The organism is Paracnuella aquatica (genome assembly GCF_003332885.2).
Lineage (GTDB): Bacteria > Bacteroidota > Bacteroidia > Chitinophagales > Chitinophagaceae > Flavisolibacter > Flavisolibacter aquaticus.
In genome coordinates this window covers 102,228-122,023 of sequence record NZ_QOWJ01000017.1, presented here as the reverse complement: position 1 = coordinate 122,023, position 19,796 = coordinate 102,228, and the positions used below count along the sequence as shown (strand labels likewise).

18 protein-coding genes are annotated in these 19,796 nt (G+C 42.9%); 12 read left to right on the top strand and 6 right to left on the bottom strand.

Annotated features, from left to right (window positions below):
* The first annotated feature begins 340 nt into the window (after window positions 1–340).
* Entirely contained in the window at window positions 341–3,901 is a 3,561-nt protein-coding gene (locus tag DRJ53_RS18965; RefSeq protein ID WP_162303930.1) for a T9SS type B sorting domain-containing protein, read from the top strand.
* A 75-nt stretch (window positions 3,902–3,976) separates the two neighbouring features.
* On the opposite strand, the gene DRJ53_RS18960 is transcribed toward DRJ53_RS18965, so the two are convergent.
* Both DRJ53_RS18960 and DRJ53_RS18955 read right to left on the bottom strand, forming a co-directional pair.
* Window positions 3,977–4,261, bottom strand: coding sequence for a hypothetical protein (locus DRJ53_RS18960; RefSeq protein WP_114237238.1), 285 nt, complete (start codon window positions 4,259–4,261; stop codon window positions 3,977–3,979).
* Window positions 4,262–4,316: 55 nt separating this feature from the next.
* A complete protein-coding gene (locus DRJ53_RS18955; RefSeq protein ID WP_114237237.1) occupies window positions 4,317–5,501 on the bottom strand; it encodes a site-specific integrase in 1,185 nt (394 codons plus the stop codon).
* Window positions 5,502–6,327: 826 nt separating this feature from the next.
* Between DRJ53_RS18955 and DRJ53_RS18950 the strand changes: the two genes are divergently transcribed.
* The 11 genes from DRJ53_RS18950 to DRJ53_RS18900 all read left to right on the top strand — a co-directional run bounded on the left by DRJ53_RS18950 (window position 6,328) and on the right by DRJ53_RS18900 (window position 14,167).
* Window positions 6,328–7,206, top strand: a complete 879-nt coding sequence (locus tag DRJ53_RS18950; RefSeq protein ID WP_114237236.1) for a helix-turn-helix domain-containing protein — start codon at window positions 6,328–6,330, stop codon at window positions 7,204–7,206.
* 64 nt (window positions 7,207–7,270) lie between these two features.
* Window positions 7,271–7,846, top strand: coding sequence for a sugar O-acetyltransferase (locus tag DRJ53_RS18945; protein ID WP_114237235.1), 576 nt, complete (start codon window positions 7,271–7,273; stop codon window positions 7,844–7,846).
* Between the two features lie 102 nt (window positions 7,847–7,948).
* On the top strand, window positions 7,949–8,980 hold the full coding sequence (locus DRJ53_RS18940) for an alpha/beta hydrolase (protein WP_241558627.1): 1,032 nt from the start codon (window positions 7,949–7,951) through the stop codon (window positions 8,978–8,980).
* On the top strand, window positions 8,977–10,038 hold the full coding sequence (locus DRJ53_RS18935; RefSeq protein ID WP_114237233.1) for an alpha/beta hydrolase: 1,062 nt from the start codon (window positions 8,977–8,979) through the stop codon (window positions 10,036–10,038). Before DRJ53_RS18940 ends, DRJ53_RS18935 begins: the two co-directional genes overlap by 4 nt.
* A 12-nt stretch (window positions 10,039–10,050) precedes the next feature.
* On the top strand, window positions 10,051–10,530 hold the full coding sequence (locus DRJ53_RS18930) for a cyclophilin-like fold protein (RefSeq protein WP_162303929.1): 480 nt from the start codon (window positions 10,051–10,053) through the stop codon (window positions 10,528–10,530).
* The gene (locus DRJ53_RS18925) at window positions 10,527–10,997 is read left to right on the top strand and encodes a cupin domain-containing protein (RefSeq protein ID WP_114237232.1); all 471 of its coding nucleotides are present in this window, start codon (window positions 10,527–10,529) and stop codon (window positions 10,995–10,997) included. The genes DRJ53_RS18930 and DRJ53_RS18925 overlap by 4 nt, the downstream gene beginning before the upstream one ends.
* Window positions 10,998–11,004: 7 nt before the next feature.
* Window positions 11,005–11,337: a hypothetical protein gene (locus DRJ53_RS18920; protein ID WP_114237231.1), complete on the top strand. Its 333-nt coding sequence runs from the start codon at window positions 11,005–11,007 to the stop codon at window positions 11,335–11,337.
* 6 nt (window positions 11,338–11,343) lie between these two features.
* Window positions 11,344–12,069, top strand: coding sequence for an alpha/beta hydrolase (locus DRJ53_RS18915; protein WP_114237230.1), 726 nt, complete (start codon window positions 11,344–11,346; stop codon window positions 12,067–12,069).
* Between the two features lie 62 nt (window positions 12,070–12,131).
* Window positions 12,132–12,518: a DUF2255 family protein gene (locus tag DRJ53_RS18910; RefSeq protein ID WP_114237229.1), complete on the top strand. Its 387-nt coding sequence runs from the start codon at window positions 12,132–12,134 to the stop codon at window positions 12,516–12,518.
* Window positions 12,519–12,562: 44 nt separating this feature from the next.
* Window positions 12,563–13,657: an NAD(P)-dependent alcohol dehydrogenase gene (locus tag DRJ53_RS18905; protein ID WP_114237228.1), complete on the top strand. Its 1,095-nt coding sequence runs from the start codon at window positions 12,563–12,565 to the stop codon at window positions 13,655–13,657.
* A 30-nt stretch (window positions 13,658–13,687) separates the two neighbouring features.
* Window positions 13,688–14,167 carry a (R)-mandelonitrile lyase gene (locus tag DRJ53_RS18900; protein WP_241558626.1) on the top strand — a complete coding sequence of 160 codons (480 nt, stop codon included), beginning with the start codon at window positions 13,688–13,690 and terminating at the stop codon, window positions 14,165–14,167.
* Between the two features lie 466 nt (window positions 14,168–14,633).
* On the opposite strand, the gene DRJ53_RS18895 is transcribed toward DRJ53_RS18900, so the two are convergent.
* From DRJ53_RS18895 to DRJ53_RS18880, 4 genes are read right to left on the bottom strand one after another with little or no spacing between them, the layout of a single operon-like run.
* A complete protein-coding gene (locus DRJ53_RS18895; protein WP_114237227.1) occupies window positions 14,634–15,074 on the bottom strand; it encodes a hypothetical protein in 441 nt (146 codons plus the stop codon).
* Complete coding sequence (locus tag DRJ53_RS18890) at window positions 15,058–18,321, bottom strand: tetratricopeptide repeat protein (RefSeq protein WP_114237226.1); 3,264 nt, start codon at window positions 18,319–18,321, stop codon at window positions 15,058–15,060. Before DRJ53_RS18890 ends, DRJ53_RS18895 begins: the two co-directional genes overlap by 17 nt.
* Window positions 18,302–18,760, bottom strand: coding sequence for a hypothetical protein (locus DRJ53_RS18885; RefSeq protein ID WP_114237225.1), 459 nt, complete (start codon window positions 18,758–18,760; stop codon window positions 18,302–18,304). The genes DRJ53_RS18890 and DRJ53_RS18885 overlap by 20 nt, the downstream gene beginning before the upstream one ends.
* A 3-nt stretch (window positions 18,761–18,763) precedes the next feature.
* A complete protein-coding gene (locus DRJ53_RS18880; protein WP_123893698.1) occupies window positions 18,764–19,774 on the bottom strand; it encodes a hypothetical protein in 1,011 nt (336 codons plus the stop codon).
* Between the last annotated feature and the right edge of the window lie 22 nt (window positions 19,775–19,796).

Below are 19,796 nucleotides of genomic sequence, written 5' to 3'. Positions count from 1 at the left end.
CGGAGGCATCTTTTTCACCAACGACATACTAAAAATCAAACAAAAATCACGAACTTAACCCAGCAAAACCCTCTCTAAGAACTAGTCCACTTTCTTTTGACGACATACAGCCTGCCATATTGTTTGCAAGCAATTGCTATAGGCGAATATTAACGCGGTTACTCCAGCGGAAATAGCCCGTAGGGCCGAATATACTGCAGAGTTCAGTAATCCTTTTATTATATTGCTGTTGCTTATGAGGTCCTGCATTTTATTCCTGCTCACCTGGGCTTTGTGTGCTTGCGCATATACTGGATCGGCACAGCAGGAAACCGCAAACTGGTTTTTACACGGAAGTGGCATGAAGGTCACGCCTTCAGGCATTGCCAATGCCCCGTATCCCAATTTTTCTACCGTGCCCAAGCCGGTTGCCGGTTCTACATCCATTTCTGATGCAAATGGTAATTTGATTTTCATGTCGGACGGCGAAAAGGTCTTCGACAAAAATTTACGGGTCATGCCGGGGGCATCCAACATAAACCTTGGCTCGGACGATAAGATGCTGGCGTTTCCAATACCTCAAAGCAGCAGGTATTACCTATTTTACGCCCAGCGCGACAGCTTCCACCGCAACAGCACCTCGCGGCTGAAATATGCTGTAGTTGACCTATCGCTTAACGGCGGCACTGGTGATATTGTTTCACACGACCAATTAGTGGATACCGCGCTGTCTGCCGGCTTCACAATCGCCGCAGGTGCCAACCCAGGTGAAGGGTGGCTTGTTACGCACCGAATGGCTACCACCACATTCCGCAGTTACAGGATCACCACAGCAGGGCTTTCCACAACGCCGGTTGAAAGCAATGCCGGTACCGTAGCCACTACCATTGATTACATCTTCCGCGATCTGAAAACATCGCACAATGGCAAAATGATTGCTGGCATAGCCTACCGCGACCATTCCTTTCATTTTGCTGAAACATGGAGTTTTACGGAAGTATTCAATTTTAATGCAGCCGCCGGCACGCTCAGCAACATGGTGCGCACCTACCGACGAATCGGGTACTTTGAAACGAGTTTGTCGGTGGAGTTTTCTCCCGACAACCGGCTATTGTACACCGGCTATATGTCGCGCATTTATGGCCTGCAGCCCTGCGGCTACGGCTTTGGAGCGGTTCGGCAATACAACCTTTGTTATACAGACTCTTCCCAGTTTTCCGATTACAGCGTTTTGGTGTCATCATCCTATGCCCGGTGCGTACCAGATGCCAGCTGGGGCCGCATACAACTGGGCGCCGACAAGCGCATACACATGCCCTTTTCCGGTTATATCGTTTCGCAGATTCAGAACCCTAACCGCGTTGGTACTTCGGCCAATTTCCTTTACGATGCGCACCGGATGCCCGAAGCAAACGGCAACATCGTTATTGCGCCAACCTTCTACCATAAAGAACTGGCCAAGGCCGTACAAAACAACATCGTTTATGACGGTGGCTGTTTTCCCGAGCCACTCAGTTTCAAAATTTCGAATGAAGCAGTAACAAGCGTTCGCTGGAACTTTGGCGATCCTGCCAGCGGTGCTGCTAATACATCAAATGCTGTGCGCCCCCATCACAGCTTCAGTGCACCGGGTTTATACACCATAACGGCAACAGTTGGCGCCACAGGAGGTTTGCCCGAGGAAACGGTAACTGAATTGATCGAAGTAAAGGATCCCGATAAACGGCTGCTGCATGCTTACCCAAAGGATACCGTATTCTGCGGGGGCAATAAGCTGAAGTTGAAGCTGCAGGCAGTGAATGCCATCTTTATTTGGAAAGCAAGATCTGAATTTACCGGGCAGCTTTATAACGCTGCCCTGGCGGATAGTTTTGAAATCAGCGAAACCGGAACCTACTATGTAGAAATGCGCCAGAACGATTGCAATGGTTGTATACTGACCGATTCTATCAAGGTGACTGTATTGCCAACCCCACTGATTAATCTTGGACCTGACCAGGACTTGTGTTCTGGTGACACCCTTGAATTAAATGCCGGTGTTTATGATGCCGACATGCTTTGGAACACCGGTGCAATTACACCAACCATCAAGGTTTCAAAGCCTGGCACCTATTGGATGCAGGCTGAGTATAACAACAATGGCTGCCCGCAGCGTGACAGCATAACGATAAGTCAAATCCAGGGTGTGCCTGAATACAAACTTCCTTCGGACACAACCTTGTGCAGCGGCGAAAGCCTGCTGCTCAAACCAGGGCTGACTGGTGAATACTATTACTCCTGGCAGGATTGGTCAAACGAAAGCACTATGCAGGTCACTGCGCCAGGCACTTACTGGGTTCGCGTCGCGTTGCCTAATGGATGCTACCGGTCTGATACGGTTCGCGTAAATTATGTAGATGCACAGGGGATCAACCTGGGAGCGGATACCACCCTGTGTTTGGGCAGTCGACTGACTTTAGGGAAAAGTATAACGAACGCTACCTACCAGTGGAGCACCGGTGAAACATCACCAACCATCACGGTAGAAAAAACTGGTAAATATTGGGTCAAGGTAAGTAACGGCAGCTGCGTTGTTGCGGACACCATTTCTGTAACTTTTCAAACACCCGCAGCACTTAACCTGGGTAAGGTCACATCGGTATGTGAGGGCAGCACTCTGGTGTTACGTCCACGTATACCCAATGCCACATTCCTATGGAGGGATAACAGCACACTCGACTCATTTGTGGTAAAGCATGCTGGTGTTTATTGGGTCCAAGTTGAGCAAGGCGGGTGTATTGTATATGATACAATAAAAGTTGCTTATAAATCTTTACCTACCCTTTCGCTGGGTGCAGACACAACTATATGCGCAGCAGCATCCTTTAGTGCAAACATCTCCCACCCTTCTATCGCAGCTTATCGCTGGCAGGACGGTACGACAAGGCCGGATTACACATTTATTGGTGCTGGCCTTTATTGGGTTCAAGCCACCGGGGTGAATGGTTGTGTGAAAAGGGATAGCATAACAGTACAACAGTTTAGCCTGCCGGCTTTTAATCTCGGAAAGGATACAGCCCTTTGCACTGACCAAAGCCTCCGCTATTCATTTGCCCATCCCGGCGCTCAATACCAATGGAGCACGGGCAGCACAACGGGCAATTCTGTTATTGCGCAACCAGGTCGCTATTGGCTCCAGGTAAGTCAAAACGGCTGCACCGCCGCTGATACCATTGTGGTTACTGCTAAGCCATCGCCGAAAGTGGCATTGGGCAATGATACAATCGTTTGTGCTGGGTCGACCGTCGCACTGTCTGCCTTTAACGCAAGCGCAACTTATTTGTGGAGCAATGGTGCTACCTCTGAAGCGCTAACTGTCAGCAATTCTGGAAGCTACCGCGTTGTGGTAAACCTCAATGGATGCACGGCTGCAGACACGATCAATATTGCATACCGGCAAGCACCACGCTTTACGTTGGGAAGCGACACAACGTTGTGCACCGGACAATCTTTTGACCTTGCGCCGGCTGTTAGGGACGGTAATTACCGCTGGCATAATGGCTCCGATGCGCCCATATTTAAAGTGCAGCAGCCGGGCACCTACCGTTTAACCGTAACAAATGAATGTGGCACCCATACCGATGACATTCTGGTTTCAACGGGTGTCTGCCAACTGATCATGCCCACTGCTTTTACGCCAAATGGTGATGGCCTTAACGACCTGTTCCGGGTAAAGCATCCGCAGTTTATCAAAACCTTCAACATGGAGGTGTACAACCGGTGGGGGCAGGTAGTGTATAAGACTAACAATGCTGCTGGGGGTTGGAACGGCAGGTTCCGCAACATGGACCAACCCAATGGCAACTACATCTGGATGATTACCATGACCGACCTGGATGGGAAAAAGAGTTCGTACCAGGGCGAGGTAATGTTGTTGCGTTAGGCATCTTATGTAGCTGTGTGAAAACAAGTTGCCCTTACCACATTTCAACATGGCAAGGGCTTAAAACTTATTTGATCAGGGCTTCAGGCCCCGCCTATTCAAGTCTTCCATTATCAGGCCCAACGCATAGCTCCTGAAGGAAACATCCTCTTCCAAAAGGAGCCGCTTTACAACCTTGTACATTTTTTTGGGGATGTCGATAGTTGTTCTTGTTACCTCCTCATTAGCGGTAGAGTTTTTTGGGTCGGAAGATCTGTCTGCACCTTCCTTACTTTGGGGCACCAAAGGCCTTGGCGCAATCAATTTTTGAGCCGCAACCGTGCTGCTATTAACTACCGTTTTGGATATTTTACTTTTCATAGCTCCTACGTTAAATATGATGTTTGAAAAAAGCCGGAAGGCCTATTGATACTTTTTATTTGTGGTAGTAGTTGGCAATTACCGTTTGAAGATTATCGCCCATGAGGTATGCAACTTCATGTGCTTTCAACCCAGCCTGGACTGCTCGTGTTGCAAAAGTGTGCCGACAGGCGTAAAGATCACGTTCGGGAATCCGCAGCGCTTCTAACAGGGGCTTAAAGGTTCTACGCAAAAACATACGGTCGTCGATCATCCGGCCTGCCTGGTTTGTAAAAACCAACTCGGTCGCCGACTTGCCAGCACATTGGTTTTTCAATAAAGCCGACAGAAATTCATTCATTGGAATAAACCGCACATTGTTGGTCTTTGTACCTTTCTCCCTACGTGCAGCTTCATTTGCACCCTTACTTGTACGGGCAAGCGCCCTGCAGATTCTCACCTCTTCCGACTCCCATAGAACATCCCCTACCTGTAAGCCAACAGCTTCAGCATTACGTACACCTGTTTGCATCATGAACGCCACAAGGGGGTAATATTGTGCATGCGAATAGCGGGAACATTTCTTTTTGAACCGGTCGTATTTCAGCGCATCCAAAATCGTTGACACCTCCGTTTCGGTGAATGGCTTGCGCTGGTCGGCGTTTCGTACTCTCTTTTTTGTTGCTACCTCCGCCAGCGGATTACTGGTTATTTTACCCTTTCGGGTAAGCCAGTTAAAAAATTTGAACAGGCAATTCCGGCGGTCATTAAATGTTTTCGGACCGAACCGCTCTTTGTTGAGGTACACTGGAGTATGCTCCGGGTCAATGTTCCCCCAATTTTTAATCATAGCCCTGGTCTGCGTGTAATAGCTGGACAGGTCATCTGAGTAAGGGTCCATGGACTTTGCCTTGATGTATTGTTCAAACTCGTTGAATAGGTTCAACTGTGATGCGGGCTGAATTTGTTTTTCGTCAAGTAGGCAATTTTGGGTAGGACCATGAGTGTGGAGATGAGAAGTTGGTTGCACCTTTGGAGTTGGTGCAATTAAAACTTTATAAGCATCCAGGCTCGGGTCAAAACCACCTGATGATAAATCGTGCTCAATAGTAAACGCGATTTTTTTTGCCCGAAGCAGGTTCTGCTTGTTGTAAAGGAATAGGTTGAGTGAGTATCGTTCCGAGTTGTAACGCCACCGGAGTCGTATTGTATTCTTGTCTTTACAAATACTTACGGTGCCTTTTAAATTTCTGCGGCCCATTTGCGTCCCAAAGTTTTAAATCAGCGGACCACGCCTGAACGCATTATAGAAAACAAAAAAGCCTTAGTTATTGAAAACCAAGGCTTTAAGGGTCGGGAAGACAGGATTCGAAAGTGCCTTATAATAAGATGACTTTCACCTACTTATATTTTTTCGTATCGTAGACTCACCGATTGACTCACCATAAAATGGCGTCGCAATTGGTGTCCGACTTGAAGCTGTGATCTTCGATAAGCACAGGCCAACTGCTTCATAACAGCTTGGAAATTTTAACTGTAAGTTCCAATGCAATTCGCTCATCTCTTAGCTAAGGGCAAAGGAACAGAATGAAAAGAACTATAGCCAAATTTAATCAAACCAGGGCAATAAAAAAGCTCAACACATAGCCTGTTTTTAAAATCCTTGCAGCCAAAGAATAAGATACTCAGCAATTGTCGTTATTAACCAATAACTGACCTTTTACTTTTGGCTTCAGCTTGCAGTAGCTAAGCCACCACACAATACAGAAAATTTGCCACTCTTGTCGAAAAAGCATTACAGAACTCGAACCAATTACTGGGAGATTTGGAAGCTATTGCTGAATTTCTGAACCATTTCCCGACATACTAAAATGTTCGATTCGCGCCGGGGCTACAAATGTCCGTTTTGGGCAGAAATGGGAAGGTTTGGGACCGTAATGGTCAAAAAAGGATAGTTATACCAAGCTATAAGTTCGATTCCTTTTTGGTTTTTTTTATTCCAAACGAATTGTTCATTCCACTTGAAAAAGCATATCATTCTTTGATTTTAGCAATTCCTGCTGTTTTGATTTTCTTAACTTTGTTGTATGGAAAACAAAAATCTGCGGCAGGTTTCGGAGTTCAACAATGAACTAAAGTTGAAAGGCTTTAATGTATTTCAGATAGAAGCTGATGGCAGCGCCACAAAGACGTATAGCAGAAAGGACTTCTACAAAATCTGTCTAACCACAGGGAAAAGTAAGATCCATTATGCTGATAGAAGTTTTGAGCAGGAAGGCACTATTTTGTTTTTCGGCAATCCCCACATTCCCTATTCCTGGGAGACTATTTCCACCACTTATGTAGGTTACACTGTTCTTTTTTCTGAAGACTTTTTCAAATCTTCCGACCGTACTGAAAGCCTGCAAAATTCTCCTTTGTTTAAGATTGGCGGTACACCTGTCTTAAAGATTGACGAACAGCAAAGGTTGTTTCTCAATACCATCTTTCAAAAGATGATAGAGGAGCAGAAGAGCGATTATATCTATAAAGATGACCTGATACGAAACTACATTAATCTTATTATCCATGAAGCCTTAAAACTTCAACCATCAGAACATTATGACCAGCATAAAAATGCTGCTTCACGCCTCACCGCTGTTTTTCTTGAACTACTTGAAAGACAGTTTCCCATTGAGAGTGCTGATAACCCCTTGCGCCTCAAAACGGCACAGGATTACGCCAATGCTCTACACGTCCATGTCAACTACCTGAACCGTGCTGTGAAGGAAGTAACGGGCAAATCAACGACGACGCATATAACCGAACGCATCGTTAGCGAAGCAAAAGCATTGCTACAGCACACCGCCTGGAATATTGCGGACATTGCCTATGCACTTGGTTTTGAATACGCTACCTATTTCAACAACTTTTTCAAAAGACTAACCGGCACAAATCCCAAAACGTTAAGACTACAGGAAGTTTGAATTTCTTAATTATTGGTTTGATAATCGTTATCAGCAAGGGCATAAACTGTAAGACCTTTGCTTTATGTTATCAAACCAATATAACAAAGACATTTTTGAACGCCTAAGAAATGGCGAAACCATCCCGCCTAATGACCCTGAAGCCTACAAATTGCGGGATGCGTCTTATGCTACCAAGAAGTTGTTGGTTCAGCTAAACAACTCCTTTGACCCGGCAGAAATTAGGGATGTCCTAAGCCAAATCACAGGTTCAACGATTGACGAAAGCGTTGCTGTATTTACACCGCTGTACATCAACTATGGTAAGAACACAAAAATCGGTAAGAACGTCTTTATCAACTTTGATTGTGTATTCCTTGATTTAGGCGGAATTACCATTGAAGATGGTGTACTGATTGCTCCCAAAGTCAGCCTTTTATCCGAAGGACATCCGATTAATCACGCCGATAGGCAATCACTCGTACCTGGTCATATTCACATCAAGAAAAATGCATGGATAGGTGCAGGTGCTACTATACTACCCGGAGTAACCATTGGTGAAAACAGTGTTGTTGCTGCGGGTGCAGTAGTTTCTAAAGATGTACCTGCCAACACCATTGTGGGCGGAGTGCCGGCGAAAGTCATTAAATCAATTAATTAAAGCAATAGAAATATGATAAAGACAACTGTAGGATTTCTTCTGTCACTTTTTATAGTAGGACAGACATATTCTCAAACATCGAATAGTCTAAACACAAAAAATATGAAACAAGAAGAAGAAAAAGAGCATTATACATTTAAGCTAAGCGATAAAGTTACCCGGCAGGCAGTAACCTTCAAGAACCGTTATGGTATCACCTTAGCAGGCGATTTATATCTGCCAAAAAATGGGGCTCAACCTTTGGCTGCACTCGCCATCAGTGGTCCTTTTGGTGCGGTTAAAGAACAATCTTCCGGACTGTATGCAAATCAAATGGCAGAACGTGGATTTGCTGCACTTGCCTTCGACCCATCCTATACCGGCGAGAGCAGCGGCGAACCAAGAAATATTGCTTCACCGGACATTAATACGGAAGATTTCAGTGCAGCAGTTGATTTCTTAGGCTTACAAAAGAATGTTGACAGGAATAAAATTGGTATCATCGGAATTTGTGGTTTTGGTGGTTTTGCATTAAACGCTACAGCCATTGACAAACGTGTAAAAGCTGTTGCCACAACCAGCATGTACGATATGACACGAGTAACTTCAAAAGGGTACAATGACGTAGTTACATTGGAACAACGAACTAAAACATTAGAACAACTCGGAGAACAGCGATGGAAAGATGCTGAAAACGGAACACCATTCTATGATAGTTCACGAAGCCTGCCAAATAAATTGACAGGTAAGGAACCTGCATTCATTGCAGAATATCAGAACTATTACAAAACACCAAGGGGCTTTCACCCTCGTTCGATAAACTCAAATGGAGCTTGGGCAGCAACATCGTCATTGTCGTTGATGAATATGCCAATTCTAACATACCTAAAGGAAATATCACCAAGACCAATGCTTTTGATAGCTGGCGAAAATGCACATTCCAGGTATTTCAGTGAGGACATTTATAAAGCTGCGGCAGAGCCAAAAGAGTTAATGATAATTCCGAACGCTGTTCACGTTGACTTGTACGACAAGCTGGATGTTATTCCCTTTGATAAGCTAACAACATTCTTTAACCAAAGTTTGAAACTGGGTAGCCAGAACAAAACAGCGGAGATTGGAAACTCCGCAACTAAAACAGTTATTGGCAAATGAAACAGATTTCAATTTTAATAGCAGTGTGGCTCATTTTCTGTAGTCAGGTGCTGGCACAGAAAACACAAACAGAAAAAAAATTCATAATGACACAGACAGCGCAAACAGAATATTACACTTTTAAGCTAAGCGATAAAGTAACAAGACAAAGTGTTACTTACCCTAATAGGTATGGTATCACTGTTGCTGCAGATTTATATCTGCCAAAAAGCATTGACACCACTAAGAACTATGCAGCCCTTATAGTAGGTACACCTTACGGTGGCGTAAAAGAACAAGGAGCGGGTATCTACGCCCAGGCAATGGCAGAACGTGGCTTTGTTGCCATAGCATTTGATGAAAGCTACAATGGAGAAAGTGGTGGTACAACCCGTAGGGTAGCTTCTTCAGACATCTTTACAGAAGACTTCAGTGCTGGAGTTGATTACCTCGGAACACTTCCTTATGTTGACAGGCAAAGAATAGGTGTGATTGGCTTATGCGGTAGCGGAGCTTTCTCATTAGCAGCAGCACAGGTAGATACAAGAATTAAAGCCGTTGCTACTTCAAGTATGGTAGACATGAGCCTTGCTAAGCGAATGAGCTTAACCGGAGACCAAAGAAAAAAACACCTTGACCAGCTTGCAGAACAGCGTTGGAAGGATGTTGACAATGGAACGGCACAATTAACACCAGAGTTCCCGGCACACCCCGTAGATAGAGTACCGGAAGGATTAGACCCAATGGCAAGTGAGTTTTTTGAATACTATGGAATGAAACGTGGGCATCATCCAAACTCAAAAGGTGCTTTTACAGTTACCAGCGATATGTCGTTAATTAACTTCCACCTGCTGGATGACGTATACACCATTTCACCCCGTCCAATTCTTTTTGTTGTTGGTGAAAAAGCATTTTCAAAGATGTTTAGCGACGATGCCTATAACAGAGCAGCACAGCCGAAGGAGCTATATGTTGTTCCAGGTGCAAGACACATTGATTTGTACGACAGAACCGACTTGATACCTTTTGACAAGCTATCATCCTTCTTTAACGAACATCTGAAAGCAGGCAAGGTTTAAATGCATTTCTACATGAAACTACTATCTCTGATGTTGTTTATGCTGATTAACACTAGCCTCTTTGCCTGCAACAGCAGCAAAAACAAAATTGTTCAGCAGACCAATTCAAAAAGTGATACTATGAGACTAAGAATAATTGTTGATGACAATATTTATACGGCTTCGCTATATGACAATTCAACAAGCAAAGATTTTGTTTCCCTTCTGCCACTATCCTTGACGTTGACTGATTACAACAACACAGAGAAGATTAGTGACCTGCCAAAGAAACTTACAACGAAAGATGCACCTGCAGGTTATAAACCATCTCCCGGTGATATTACAATTTATGCTCCCTGGGGAAACTTGGCTTTGTTCTACAAACAATTTCCTTATTCAGAAGGATTAATTGTATTGGGCAAACTGGACGGTGGAATAGATGTTTTCAATAGACAAGGCTCCTTGGATGTCAGGATAGAATCGGTACAAGAAGCAAAAAATGTCAAAAAATGAAAAGAACATTTCTAATCGCAATAGCTGCAACAGCATTGCTAAATTTTGGTTGTATGGAAAAGAAGAATGAGAGCAACAATGCAATATTTAAGAAAGGTGATTTATTGTCTTCGGACATTATCACCGGTAAGTCGTGGCATAATCTCTTGGTTGAACACGATACTACGTTCACAACGGTTGTTGGTAACGAACAATTTGAAGCAGGTTCAAGAAACGTTTGGCATTCTCATCCCGGCGGTCAGATTTTAATCATTACAGATGGTGTAGGTTATCATCAAATTAAAGGTCAGCCCGTTCAGGTAGTCAGAAAAGGTGATGTAGTAAAATGTCCGCCTGATGTAGTTCATTGGCACGGTGCATCAAAAGATAGTGATGTAAGTCAAATCTATATTCTTCCAAACAGTGAAAAAGGAATAGTGAAGTGGTTTGATAAAGTTACGGATGAAGAATATAACAACATAAAATAACAATAGGATGGAAAACTATATTCACAAAAGCAATAATTCAAAAAACATATTCTTTTGGCAGTTCAATGAAAATGCCTTTGAAATTTTGAAACAGGTTGTGCTATCAACATTGGTTTGTTTGATTTCTCTAAATGGATTTGCACAAGATCAAAAACCCATTCCGCCTAAGCCCTATACTCTGAAAGATTTTCCAGAAAGTAAAGCTGCGTCAAAAAACATGAAAGTTATAAACATCAGTATAGATACTTCTTTGGTAAGCTATAAACATGATGTAAAATACATTACCCGTGATGGAATGGATTTGACGTTACAAATTATTGAACCAAAGGTTACTCCATAGAAAAAGATGCCTTGCATTGTTTACGTTCAGGGTTCAGCCTGGATGAAGCAGGATGTATACCATAATTTACCTCAATTAGCAGAGTTCGCAAAACGTGGCTACGTAATAGCAATTGTTGAGTATAGACCATCTTCTGTTGCAAAGTTTCCCGCCCAGCTACAAGATGCCAAGACTGCTATACGTTTCATGAGAGCAAATGCTGACACATTTAATATAGATGTTGACAATGTCTTTGTCTGGGGCGACAGTTCAGGTGGGCATACAGCCTTAATGGTCGGTTTAACACAGAACAATCCTGAATTGGATACGAAAGACCTTGATCAGTATTCTATAAAAGTAAATGCTATAGTAGATTTCTATGGTCCTACAGATATTACCCAAATGAACTATGAACCTTCAACCTGGGATCATATTAGTGCCGAAAGCCCGGAAGGTAAATTAATTGGAGGTAAGAATGTGCTTGAGAACAAACCAGAAGCAGCACCAACAAATCCTATCAATTACGTAAAAGACCCAAAGACAGCAGCACCAATATTAATAATGCATGGCTCTAAAGACAGGTTAGTGCCATTTAAGCAAAGTGTATTAATGGCTGATGCACTCGAGAGCAAAAAGTATCGTTATCAGTTTTACCAATTGAAAGGTGCAGACCACGGCAGTTCTGAATTTTGGACAAAGCAAGCATTTGATATTGTTGACAACTTCTTACAACAGAATATGGTTAAGAAATAACCTGTCACTTAAATGAGAACATAAGTTACCCGTGCTATCCAATTACCGAAAAATAAAAATAAATGTCACTTACTATAAATAACAAATTCACAGAAGACGAACTCAAAAGCATTGATGAAGCAGATGATCTGCATATTTCCCCTCTACGGGAAGATGGAAAAACCTATGGTACTCCGACCTGGATTTGGGAAGTAGTTGTAGAAGGCAATCTATATGTTAGAGCTTATAACGGTGTTAACTCAAAATGGTACAAAGCAGCATTAAGTCGAAAAGCAGGAAAGATTATTGCTGCAGGTATGACCAAAGAAGTAAGATTTGAACCTGTGCAGGGAGATATAAACAATGCAATTGACGAGGCATATAAGACGAAGTACAGCACAAGCCCATATTTATCACCAATGATTAGCAACCGTAGTCGTACTGCAACGGTTAGAATAGATCCTGCCTAATTAATTCAGTAAAACAAAAACTCAATAACATAAACTAATAAATAATGGAAACAGCAATCGCAGCAGAAGGTGGAAAGACCGTTGATGCAAGACCGGTAAAAGCATTTGGTACAGAGGCGGCAACAGCACCTTTAAATCAATTAAATATTCAAAGAAGAAAGCCGACACCACACGATGTTGAAATTGAAATTCTTTTTTGCGGTGTATGTCATTCTGATTTGCACACTGCAAGAAATGAATGGCATGGAACAGTTTACCCTTGTGTTCCCGGACATGAAATCGTTGGTAGGATAGTAAGCGTTGGCAACCATGTGAAGAAGTTTAAGGTGGGTGATATAGGAGCAGTTGGTTGTATGGTTGATAGCTGCAGGGAGTGTGATTACTGCCAGGAAGGTTTGGAACAATACTGTGAAGTAGGCAATACGTTAACTTATAATTCTCCCGACAAGTTTTTGGGTGGTCACACATTTGGCGGCTATTCAGAAAGCATTACAGTAGACGAGAACTTTGTTTTAAAAGTGCCTGAAAACCTTGACCTTGCCGCAACTGCGCCTTTGCTTTGTGCAGGCATTACTACGTATTCTCCATTGAAGCATTGGAAAGTTGGTCCCGGTCAGAAAGTAGGGGTAGTTGGTATTGGTGGCTTAGGACACATGGGAGTGAAATTCGCAAAAGCAATGGGTGCAGAAGTGATTGTTTTTACTACTTCGCCGTCAAAGGTTGAAGATGCAAAACGATTGGGTGCAGATGATGTGGTGCTGTCCAAGGATGCAGCCCAGATGCAACGTTATGCCGGTAAACTTCATTTTGTGTTGGATTGCGTTTCTGCAAGTCACGACATCAACGAGTACCTAAGCCAGCTTAGAGTTGATGGCACTTTGGCTTTGGTAGGTGCCCCCGAACATCCTCTTCCAGTGGCTGCATTCAGTTTAATTCCTCAACGTAAAAGTTTTGCAGGATCAACAATTGGAAGTATTGCTGAAACACAGGAAATGCTCGACTTCTGTGGTAAACACAATATCGTTTCAGACATAGAAATGATCAACATTCAACATATCAATCAAGCATACGAACGTCTGGTAAAGGGTGATGTAAAGTACAGGTTTGTTATTGATATGGCTTCGCTGAAAAACAGTTAAGAAGAATAAAATACCGAAAGTGAGTGAAACATGAATAAAGTAAAACTTACGCTGCTATTTGTATTGGTTGTTGTGATGGCAGCTTGTAAACAAAAAAACAGTATGAGTACAGAAAACGACAAAAGCATTTTTCCAAAAGGCGAGAAAGCATCTGCCGATTATTTTACCGGCACAGCATGGGTAAAGAACTTAGTTCCCGATGATACAACATATAACACCATCATTAGCGATGTTGTATTCGAACCAGGTGCAAGAAACAATTGGCATAAACATCCATCAGGACAAATACTCATAGTTACAGCAGGTGTTGGTTATTATCAGGAAAAAGAAAAGTCAATACAGTTGCTTTATAAGGGAGATGTAATAAGAATTGCCCCAAACGTTGTTCATTGGCATGGTGCTTCAAGAGATAGCGAGTTTACTCACATTGCTATCAATCCAAATACAGAAAACGGAGTAGTAGAGTGGATGCAACCGGTGTCAGACGAAGAATATAACAGCTACAAGTAAAATCATTGAAATACCCCGATTGGAACAATTGCTGTAAAGGCGATTGTTCCTTTTTTGTTTTACCAGCTACAACGCCCTGATTGAACTTCTGTTGTGTCACTCACTTGTACGGCTTGCAATTCTCGCAACAAGAGAATTTCGTTCGTCTTGGACTCTCTTTTGGCTCACATTTATTTTGGATAGACCTCGAAAAACTCGAACTTTTTGCTGGTCGGTTTTACCCGGAAATACCCAATAATGGACACAATTGCCGTAAATCTTGAATCAAAAAGTTCGAGTTTTCAACCCTTGGGGCTACAAATGTCCGTTTTGGGCAGAAATGGGAAGGTTTTGGCAGTTTTGGGACTGTAATGTTCAAAAAGGGTCAATAATTCCTACAAACTTCTTCGATTCCTCTTGCTTTGAAAAGTATGAAGCACGATTCTTTACGTTACTGTTGTTCTGCTCAGAATTCGAGAACGAACTTTTATTGATGAATACTAAAGCCGGCTAATACAATTGGAGAAAAGTCTTCTACTTTATCATTTGCATTGCCGGTAACATAATAGTCGCAGCTTCGTTTAAAACCAAAAATCAACGCTACTCGGCCATCGTAGGGTGTTTTGTTTTGAAAGTTCATTAACTCCGGCCCATCGTAATTGAGTTCAGCAGCAAATACAGTTTTATCGCTGTTCACTTCCTTTAATTCGACCTTCGCTGTCACAAAACCAGGAACAATATCAAGTCTCAACTCATCGTTGTCATAGGCTCCGTCTATATACTCTTGGCACAGAGTAGCTAGTTTCGGGCCGCCAAAAACGATTCCTATATTTGGCACATCATTAGGCGAATAGGGTGCGCCAAAACGAAGAGCAAAAGCATATTTTATAGCGGATGTAAACTCTAATCGTCTATTTTTTGTTTCCATTCGGTGTTAGGTCTAATTTTTCAAGATTAATTCCGAACTCTTTGTCGAGGTTATTGATCTCTTCAATGTTCGTATAGTCAAAAAAATAAGCGAGTTTCCGGGGTACGTATTTATGAGCATTACCGTTTAGCCCCTTTTTATCCTTGTAAAAATGGGCCGTCATTTGCATGGCCAACATCCCGATAAAATACATTAGGCATTTGTTATTTGGATGGAGAATAAGATCCCCTGCTTTTTCGTATCCTGTGTTTATACACACCGAATCTCCTAAACCGGGCTGACGTGACGAAAGCATAACCGTTTGGCTATGTTGCGAGAAGGTTGACTCAGGTATTTTAAGGCTGTTGTCACCGGTAATGAGTTCCTGCAAGTTAACAATCCACAACCTGTAAAATGATTCGACTCGCTTTTTTCTGCTGCTAACCAATTCTGGGGCCGCAAAGAAGAATAAGGCAGCCGTCAGTCCCAATTTGCAACCTAAAAGATCGTCCTTCGAAATGTGTATTTCTAGTTTCAAGTCGGTGGTAACGGAAGCCAACAGGATAGCTTCTTCATAAGTTTCGCGGTAATAAAAGCCTGGCAATTTTTTTTCGATGACTGCAAACAACATTACAAGGCTATCGGTATCTAAGAGAGTGCGTGATTGTTCTACAAGAATGCCAAGTGTGGTTAAAGCAAAACGGTTCGTAGCGAGGCATCCCGCGAGTGTGGCAAGGACTTCGTAATATTCTTTTGTGGCTGTCTTCGTATTCTTATGGCAATAGTCTAAATACACCAAGAACTTGCGGATTGTGTTCTGATTAAAATCGGCCTCTCCGTACTTAGCAGCAAGTTTCTGGAAACTTTCATGGATTTTATATTTAACATTGAGGTCTGCGGGGTTTCTCACCAACTGCTCTATTGCTATCGCATCATTGTTCGGCACGTCCGTGATAGAAAGTGAGATCAGGTTGTTGGCTTTTTCTACGGCTCCTGCTTCAAAATAGTATTGTATGGCTTTTGTAAAGCTGCTCTTGGTATCTTTTGAAAAATTTTCAATTGTCAAAAATATCCGGGCACTTTCCTCGTAGGCGGTAGCAGCACCGAGCTTTTCTTCTTTCCTTGCCAGAGCCTTGGCCTTTTCTTCCAACGCATGTGCTATACCGTACTGGTAGCTCACTTGTTTACAAGCTGCTATAGACCTATCCGAAAATTCAATACTCTTGTCCAGTTCATCCAAATCATAGTAGATAGCAGCAAGTATTCGGTTAATGCGCCCTACTTCTTTTTTCAGCCCAAGCTCTTTGGCGTGAACAAGTGCTTCTTCGTAAACTGCCTTTGCGCCGGTTATATCTTCTTCATCCCTTATAATGTTGCCATAGTTAATGAGGTTTAAAATCAGTTTGTCTGGAAGGTCGTATTGCTGGCAGAGAGTTACTGCTTCCCATCCGTATTTTTTGGCTTCCCCATACCGCTGCTTTTGCCGGTTGATAGATGTAAGAATATTTAAGGCTATCAGTTTTACAGTGAATTCGACCGCGGAATGTGTTACTTCTAGCAACTTTTGCGCATAGGATTCTGCGAGGTCCGAATAATCGTCCATTTTTGCGAGACAGGAAGCAAGATTAGCAAGGCTCGACACCATCCCTTCTCTGTCGTTCAACTTCTCGAATAAATCAAACGCTTCTTTGCTTGCTTTAGCTCCTTTTTTGTATTCGGATAAGTCAACGTAAATCTTGGAAAGATTGACCAGATTTCGTCCTTTAAACCGGTCCCCGTACTTTTCAGCCCGTTCGAATATAGAATCCGCGAGTGCCAACCCTTCGCTTCTTTTTCCTTCTTCTACCAGATTCATTGCTTTTACCATTTCTGCAGCCAGCAACCAAGTTTTATCTTTGACTTTTTTAAAGAGTGTAATTGCCTTCTGAAGATGATGATCGCATAATGTTTCTTGATGTAAGAAGCGGTACACGCAGGAGAGATGGTATTCTAGGTAGCCTTCTTCCAACCGGGGTCGTTTGTACTGCAACAGCGTCGAAATCAGTTTTACGGCAAAGTGCAAATCGCCGGTGATGATGACCGCCGACATCGCCTCCAATCCAAACTCGTTCACTTTTTCGGGTTGCGAATCGATCAACAGCCAAGCCGCGGCCACCAAGCGCTTTTGCTCCAATAAATAATTTCCCAGTTTTTCACTGTAGGCAGTTGACAGTCCTTCCTGCCGAATCCGTTCTAGGACATATTCGGTAAACGCAGGATGGAAGATTTGTAATCGGCCTTCCTCGTTATTGATAAGGCTTGCCAGCCTGGCTAAGCGCTGGGTTGTATCGGTCAATCTTGCATCACCCATTACCCGCGAAAGATCGTTTATACGTAGGCCGCGATAGCTGAGCGCAACGTAGATAAGGCATTCTTGTTCTTCGGGCGACAGGTCTGCCCAAATGGCTTTGTGGTAAGTAGTGACATCAATCGGTAAGGGACGGATCTGGTATTTGGAGAAATAGAAAAGATAAAGCGCATTACCCCCGGAAGCCCGGTATAATTCAGAGAAAGGAAGCAAGTCCAAAACGATGGCGTTACGGGCAAGAAAGTCTTTAGTTTCTTCTTCTGAAAAAGCCGTAACAGGAAAGGCTTCAATGCTGGTGCTCTCAAATGAAGTCGTATCGCGAGATGCGAAAATAAAACGGTTGCTAGCCTTGTGCAGCGAAATCAAGCGGGATGCAATACTGGGTTCTGCTTCGCAATCATCAATAAAGAAAACCATTTCACTCCCTTGTAGCAAACCCTGTAGGATCTCTAGCGCTTCTTCCGGATCGCTTGCCGACAGAAGCGTGTCCTGCTGCTTTATTCGTATTTTATTTATCAGGTGATTGACGACGCTAAGTATTGGCCGCTTCCGAATGGAAATATAAATGGCCTCAGGAGCCAAAGAAGAAAGCTGAAATAAAGCACATGTTTTACCGGAACCAGGTTTACCCGTCAACAGCAACTGGGAGACAGCCGAGAGCTTTTGCCAAATCTCATTTACAAGGGGGCGTTCAATAAGCGTTTTGGTTTCAAATTGCTTTTTAAGGAAATCTAAGTAGGATGTGGAATAACTCGCTGCTAACTTTTTCTGTTCGCTTTTGAATAGCGCACTTTCCGCTCCTGCACTGTTTTCAAGAATTAGTGTTCCAATTTGCACGGTACCACCGTTATTATTGAAATCACCCAGCACATTGTAGATGTCACGTCCGCTTTCTTGTTTTTCAATCTTCTTTTCGCTCATTGCCCTTATTGTAGTCACCTTGAACGTTATAAATATTTCCTTTTGCTTGCTGTGCACCTATATTGAAACCAGATGAATGACTGAAACTAACAGTGGTTGTCTGTTGGATTGCCTCACGATTGTCCGCAAACCAAGTCTTTAAATCCTGCAGAAATTCCGATGGAAATGTTTCACCTGTAAATTTTTCATACGTCTTACGTAGAGCCGCTTGTGGATCCTCTCCTTCCTGAACGGGTTGGTTACAAACCTGTTCGATAAATTGATCCGCCTGTTCTTCTTTTTTAAAGTAACCTTTGATTTTTGCAGCCAGACCTTTGAAGTTGAGGCTCTTTTTCAAGATGTCATAACCGGCGCTGGCAGCCATTTTACTAGCGATATCTCCTTTGTGGTGCTCAAAAAAATCAGCAAGTCCTGCAAATAAGGTTGTGGTAATTACCATGTGTTATATTTTTTGTAGGTATTCGGTTAAATACTTTTTATCCAGCTTTGCCTGTTTTTTAATCAGGGCTTTCGTAAAAAGCTCCGGCGGCGGAAAATAGCTGCTGAAGGATTCGACCTGTTGAAGCAGGTGTTGCAAAAGGTTCATATCGTGACCCGGACCATCGGTGTTTATACTTAGAGGGTTGTTTTGTTTAAGTCGCTCCAAAAGAACAATGTTGCAGATAGCCTGAATCACCTCTGGACGGCTTATGTGTGGTGGAATACTGGCGATCACTCCTTCCAACCATTTTTCCCTTTCAATTCTGTCCAAAATCAAAGGAAAAAAATGGTTGAGTTCTTCCATTCTTCTTTTTTCTATGGGCGCCATGTCAACCGGACCTTTTCGTTTAAAGTTCTTCGGGTTAAAGGGCTTATCTTTTTTTGCTAACAGCCCATGGCCTAACGACTCATTCGGCAGCTCACCTTCTTTACTAAATTTGAATTCGGTTTTGACGAAGTACCTTTCGCTGTTTTTTTGAATTTTTCCATCCTTGCTGCCATAAAATATCCGGACTGGAATGCGTCTTCCCTTTACATACTGGCTTTTGAACAATGAGTAATTTTCACCTATTCTCATTCCTCCTTTTCCTTGTGTCGCCATGCTGAACATGGGATCAACCCTTTCCATCAACATAGGTTCTATCATTCGTTTTAAAAAACGGTCAACGTTTGGAGCAATTCCCAACATGTATTCACCATCAAGGAGTTCAATAAATTCGAGCTCTACTGCATCGCCATCATCACCAGAATCCTTTACCCATTGCATGAGACAATCCATAAATTTCTCGGCATATTCCTCGACCTCGCACAGAAAACCAATTTCAGTCGTAATTAAATTGTCGAGGCTGTCAGGACAATGAATAAAAGCGATTGCAATACACTTCGCTTTTTGAAAATATTCAGGGAAGGAGATATCAGAGACTAAAATTAGCCGCGGTTTTAATCCATAGTCAAATCCGAATTCTTTCAACACGTGCTCTGCTTGGTTTAATGGT

Coding starts and splice junctions, on each gene's coding strand:
- DRJ53_RS18965 (WP_162303930.1), top strand. CDS start 341: ATGAAGGTCACGCCTTCAGGCATTGCCAATGCCCCGTATCCCAATTTT.
- DRJ53_RS18960 (WP_114237238.1), bottom strand. CDS start 4,261: ATGAAAAGTAAAATATCCAAAACGGTAGTTAATAGCAGCACGGTTGCG.
- DRJ53_RS18955 (WP_114237237.1), bottom strand. CDS start 5,501: ATGGGCCGCAGAAATTTAAAAGGCACCGTAAGTATTTGTAAAGACAAG.
- DRJ53_RS18950 (WP_114237236.1), top strand. CDS start 6,328: ATGGAAAACAAAAATCTGCGGCAGGTTTCGGAGTTCAACAATGAACTA.
- DRJ53_RS18945 (WP_114237235.1), top strand. CDS start 7,271: ATGTTATCAAACCAATATAACAAAGACATTTTTGAACGCCTAAGAAAT.
- DRJ53_RS18940 (WP_241558627.1), top strand. CDS start 7,949: ATGAAACAAGAAGAAGAAAAAGAGCATTATACATTTAAGCTAAGCGAT.
- DRJ53_RS18935 (WP_114237233.1), top strand. CDS start 8,977: ATGAAACAGATTTCAATTTTAATAGCAGTGTGGCTCATTTTCTGTAGT.
- DRJ53_RS18930 (WP_162303929.1), top strand. CDS start 10,051: ATGAAACTACTATCTCTGATGTTGTTTATGCTGATTAACACTAGCCTC.
- DRJ53_RS18925 (WP_114237232.1), top strand. CDS start 10,527: ATGAAAAGAACATTTCTAATCGCAATAGCTGCAACAGCATTGCTAAAT.
- DRJ53_RS18920 (WP_114237231.1), top strand. CDS start 11,005: ATGGAAAACTATATTCACAAAAGCAATAATTCAAAAAACATATTCTTT.
- DRJ53_RS18915 (WP_114237230.1), top strand. CDS start 11,344: ATGCCTTGCATTGTTTACGTTCAGGGTTCAGCCTGGATGAAGCAGGAT.
- DRJ53_RS18910 (WP_114237229.1), top strand. CDS start 12,132: ATGTCACTTACTATAAATAACAAATTCACAGAAGACGAACTCAAAAGC.
- DRJ53_RS18905 (WP_114237228.1), top strand. CDS start 12,563: ATGGAAACAGCAATCGCAGCAGAAGGTGGAAAGACCGTTGATGCAAGA.
- DRJ53_RS18900 (WP_241558626.1), top strand. CDS start 13,688: ATGAATAAAGTAAAACTTACGCTGCTATTTGTATTGGTTGTTGTGATG.
- DRJ53_RS18895 (WP_114237227.1), bottom strand. CDS start 15,074: ATGGAAACAAAAAATAGACGATTAGAGTTTACATCCGCTATAAAATAT.
- DRJ53_RS18890 (WP_114237226.1), bottom strand. CDS start 18,321: ATGAGCGAAAAGAAGATTGAAAAACAAGAAAGCGGACGTGACATCTAC.
- DRJ53_RS18885 (WP_114237225.1), bottom strand. CDS start 18,760: ATGGTAATTACCACAACCTTATTTGCAGGACTTGCTGATTTTTTTGAG.